Below are 3,371 nucleotides of genomic sequence, written 5' to 3'. Positions count from 1 at the left end.
TCCCATAGACAGAGCCACACCTCGGTGGGGACAGTGGTCTTGCCACACCTGTATGGGTGAATTCTGTTCATGACTGCGCCATAGTACCAACTTAACTCCCAACAAACTAGCTGTGGTGATACTTCCTGGTTTACAATCTTCTACCTTTGCGACTACGTACCAGTCGTTGATTAAGATTTGGTCGGCATTTGTCATAATTGTCTCCTAGTTTTACCCGCCAGCAAAGCGTAAGTCAGAAAATTTAACATTATTTTTGACATTATTTTAGTTTATAATTGAACCTGCGATCACTAGATTCTCCCTTTCAAAGCATCCGCCAACAGCGGTTCGATGTTGTTTTTTGTAAAAATCAGAGTTAGTGTCCAGTAATTGGTAGTTGAAGTATTGGCAGCTGCGGTGTGCCATAGAGTTGGTGTATAAAACATTGCTGCTCCTCCAGGAAGTGGAAGACATATTTCTGTATCTAGTGAATTATCAGAAGACGGATCTAATGAGTGTTCCCATCGGTGGCTACTTGGTATAACTCTTAATGCACCCATAGCATTATCGGTATTCTGTAAGTGTATAGTTATGAATACCGTAGCTTGATTGGCTACTGGAACCAACAACTGAAGATCATCGTCATTCAACTCTTTTGTTGACTTGGATGCAAGTTTGTTCAATACTTCAACTACATATCCATGATCTTGATGCCAAGCAATGTATCCTGTACCCGCACGAATTATTGCTAGATCGCTAATCAATAGGGAAATATCAGAGCCAATTAGAGCTTGCACTGATTCTATCACAGTAGGAAGCTCTAAAAGCCTCTGAATTATCTTTTGATACTTAATTGGATCAGGGATAGTATAATCAGACCACCATTCATAGTCACCCGGCAATACTCCTCCACGTTTTTGTTCAGTAATAAGTTCTACTTCATGCCGTATTTCTTCAACTAACGCTTTTGGTACAGTTTCTTCTAGCGTGAAATAACCATCATTTACGTAAGCTTGTTTTTGTTCGACTGTAAGCATCTCTTTTATTTCCTCGCAATTTAAAGGATTTAGTGGATCGTCTCGCCATAATTAAGTTTAATACTGCTGCAACCATCAGGTAAGTAGGGCTTGCTGAAAAGTTTTTGGTGAGCTTTCAAAGAAGCAGGGGCAGGGGGGAAATCCGAGCTAATTTTTTGGCCAAGTTTCCCAAAAGTGCAAGTATTTTGAGTTAGGGTAGTTCAGAATCTGACATCCCTTTAGGTTAAAAAAGCTTGAAACCCTTATTTGGTAATGCTTTTACTGTTATTCAGCAAGCTCTAGGTAGGAATTATCCTGCGGCTGTTCTTTCTCTGGTTAAAAGAAACTTTCTCGAGAAGCTCGCTCCGCGCCTTCATTCCAGCTAATTTTTCTTCAGACCAATACTGAAAATATCCCAATCTAAATAATTCATCACTAGCCTTTTGTAACTGGCTTAATGACTGTACTGATGCTAAGACGTACTTGGGGTGAGTTATGATTACGTTATTCACGTTATTCACGTTATTCGGGTCATCACCGACATACTGTTTGTCTGGATGCGATGCTAAAGCTACCAAATCGTATTCTAGTAATACATAATTCGCCTCTGTAATGTACTTTTCCAACGTCTGTGCATCTAGGTTTTGAGAGTCGCAGCCAAAAAGCACCATCTCAAAGTCATCATTCCATGTTTTTATCTGTTCCATTAGAAGCTCTGGCAGTTCAAATCCATGAAACCAACGAAGACTAACACGGTTATTCAACCAAGCTGCCTTGGCGTAAGGACAGGGTAGAAAATTTCCTGTTAGAGGATTGGGAATGCTGACAACATTGATAATCCAATCCTCCATCTCTTGGCGAAATTGTTCGAGATTTATCATAATATTTGATTTTTCCTCGCTTGTAGTAATTGGTAGTTGAAGCATTGGCAGCTGCGGTGTGCTATGTAATTTCTGTATAAAACATTGCTTGGTTTTTATTCAGATGTAAGCATCTGTTTTATTTCCTTGCAATTCAAGGGATTTATGAGTTACAATTACATGACTCACATTATTCGCGTTATTAGCGATATACCGTACAGCCAAAGATTTCATTATAGCACTACGCCCAGACCTAAGGAAATTTTAAGTTGAGATGGTAAACCAAGATTTAACAGAACTCCAAAATAGCTTGGATAAGGTTGAGATGACAACATCTGCCCCAGAAAATAACCGATATATTTTGGGTGTGCTGTTGATTATTCTGGCAACTCTAGTCTATAGCTCAATCTTGCCAATTACTAAAGGTTTAATCACTAACATCTCTAAAGAAGTGCTAATGGCAGTTCGCTTTACAATGGCTGCTGTGGTTTTTACCCCATTCCTTCGTAATCTGAATATCCCCCTAGTACGTGATGGGGCAATCATGGGACTGTTGTCTTTTGGTATGTATGTTAGCGCCACTTCTGGACTGGAGACATTCTCTGCCAACCGAGGGGCATTCACCTTGGGAATAAGCGTGATCTTTGTGATGCTGTTTGATCTGCTGTTGGGCAAGCGCATAGCTCCCAGAGCCATAGTAGGAGCAACACTGGCCTTCAGCGGAATTGGGGTAATGTTTTGGGGGAGTGGAGAGTCTCTTAACGGCGCAGGTTGGCTGCTCCTTTGCGCCCTGTTAAACTCAGCTTACTTAATAGCAATTCAGCAGTTCGTACAACGTCATCCAACTGTGCAACTAGTTGCAGTTGGATTATGGGTGCCAGCAGTCGCAGGTTTGTTGTGGGCTGCTCCCGAATTGACTGGTCATTTTGAGGCGATTGTTGGCAGTCTCAATGTCAATCTTGGTAGTCTCATCTATCTAGTGGTAGTTGATACTATTGTATTTACCTGGTTAGAAATGATAGGACAACACTGGATTCCAGCTACTGAAGTAGCAATCCTACAAACTATCGAGCCATTGATGGCGGCAATTATCTCGTTTTGGCTATTGGGGGAGACATTTGAAACTCACGATTTTATTGGCGCTGGCATGGTGTTAGGGGCAATGATTTTGGTTGTAACCCGCCCCAAGGTTGATGAAAGTAGTTCACCTGTCTTGATGCCAACAGAGTGACAGTGGCATTATGGGTGAATATCGTCGCATCTAGGTTAGGGACGTGGCAGAAAAAACAATAGCGAATTAGATACAGAGCATAAACTACGGCTATTTGAATAATGGGAGAGCATTATCCATAATTATTACCTCGTCATATAGACTTGACACAGTCAAACCATTATCCTAATATAGACTTGACACAGTCAAACCATTATCCTATTCTTTAGATTTCAGTCACATTCTAATCTAATCCAAAATGAAAACAAACATATAGCTATGTGGGCTTGTCCTAGAAGTCGTTCT

The 3,371-nt window shown here is 40.8% G+C and carries 4 protein-coding genes; 1 reads left to right on the top strand and 3 read right to left on the bottom strand.

Annotated features, from left to right (window positions below):
* From ACIR131C_RS26985 to ACIR131C_RS0120085, 3 genes are all read right to left on the bottom strand, one after another.
* The coding region (locus ACIR131C_RS26985) for a Rieske 2Fe-2S domain-containing protein (RefSeq protein ID WP_231395513.1) at nucleotides 1-195 on the bottom strand (195 nt) is incomplete at its 3' end.
* A 95-nt stretch (nucleotides 196-290) separates the two neighbouring features.
* Nucleotides 291-1,016, bottom strand: coding sequence for a phytanoyl-CoA dioxygenase family protein (locus tag ACIR131C_RS0120090; RefSeq protein ID WP_028088726.1), 726 nt, complete (start codon nucleotides 1,014-1,016; stop codon nucleotides 291-293).
* Nucleotides 1,017-1,294: 278 nt separating this feature from the next.
* Complete coding sequence (locus tag ACIR131C_RS0120085) at nucleotides 1,295-1,921, bottom strand: hypothetical protein (RefSeq protein WP_028088725.1); 627 nt, start codon at nucleotides 1,919-1,921, stop codon at nucleotides 1,295-1,297.
* A gap of 259 nt (nucleotides 1,922-2,180) precedes the next feature.
* Here ACIR131C_RS0120085 and ACIR131C_RS23645 point away from each other — a divergent pair, with 259 nt between their 5' ends.
* The gene (locus tag ACIR131C_RS23645) at nucleotides 2,181-3,086 is read left to right on the top strand and encodes a DMT family transporter (protein ID WP_196811703.1); all 906 of its coding nucleotides are present in this window, start codon (nucleotides 2,181-2,183) and stop codon (nucleotides 3,084-3,086) included.
* The last annotated feature ends 285 nt before the right edge of the window (nucleotides 3,087-3,371 follow it).

It is taken from the genome of Dolichospermum circinale AWQC131C (assembly GCF_000426905.1).
GTDB lineage: Bacteria > Cyanobacteriota > Cyanobacteriia > Cyanobacteriales > Nostocaceae > Dolichospermum > Dolichospermum circinale.
The sequence above is the reverse complement of the archived record's forward strand: the minus strand, read 5'-3'. Positions and strand labels throughout refer to the sequence as shown.

Excerpts from the sequence above, each read along its gene's own strand:
- ACIR131C_RS23645 (WP_196811703.1), top strand. The coding sequence starts at position 2,181 with ATGACAACATCTGCCCCAGAAAATAACCGATATATTTTGGGTGTGCTG.
- ACIR131C_RS0120085 (WP_028088725.1), bottom strand. The coding sequence starts at position 1,921 with ATGCTTCAACTACCAATTACTACAAGCGAGGAAAAATCAAATATTATG.
- ACIR131C_RS0120090 (WP_028088726.1), bottom strand. The coding sequence starts at position 1,016 with ATGCTTACAGTCGAACAAAAACAAGCTTACGTAAATGATGGTTATTTC.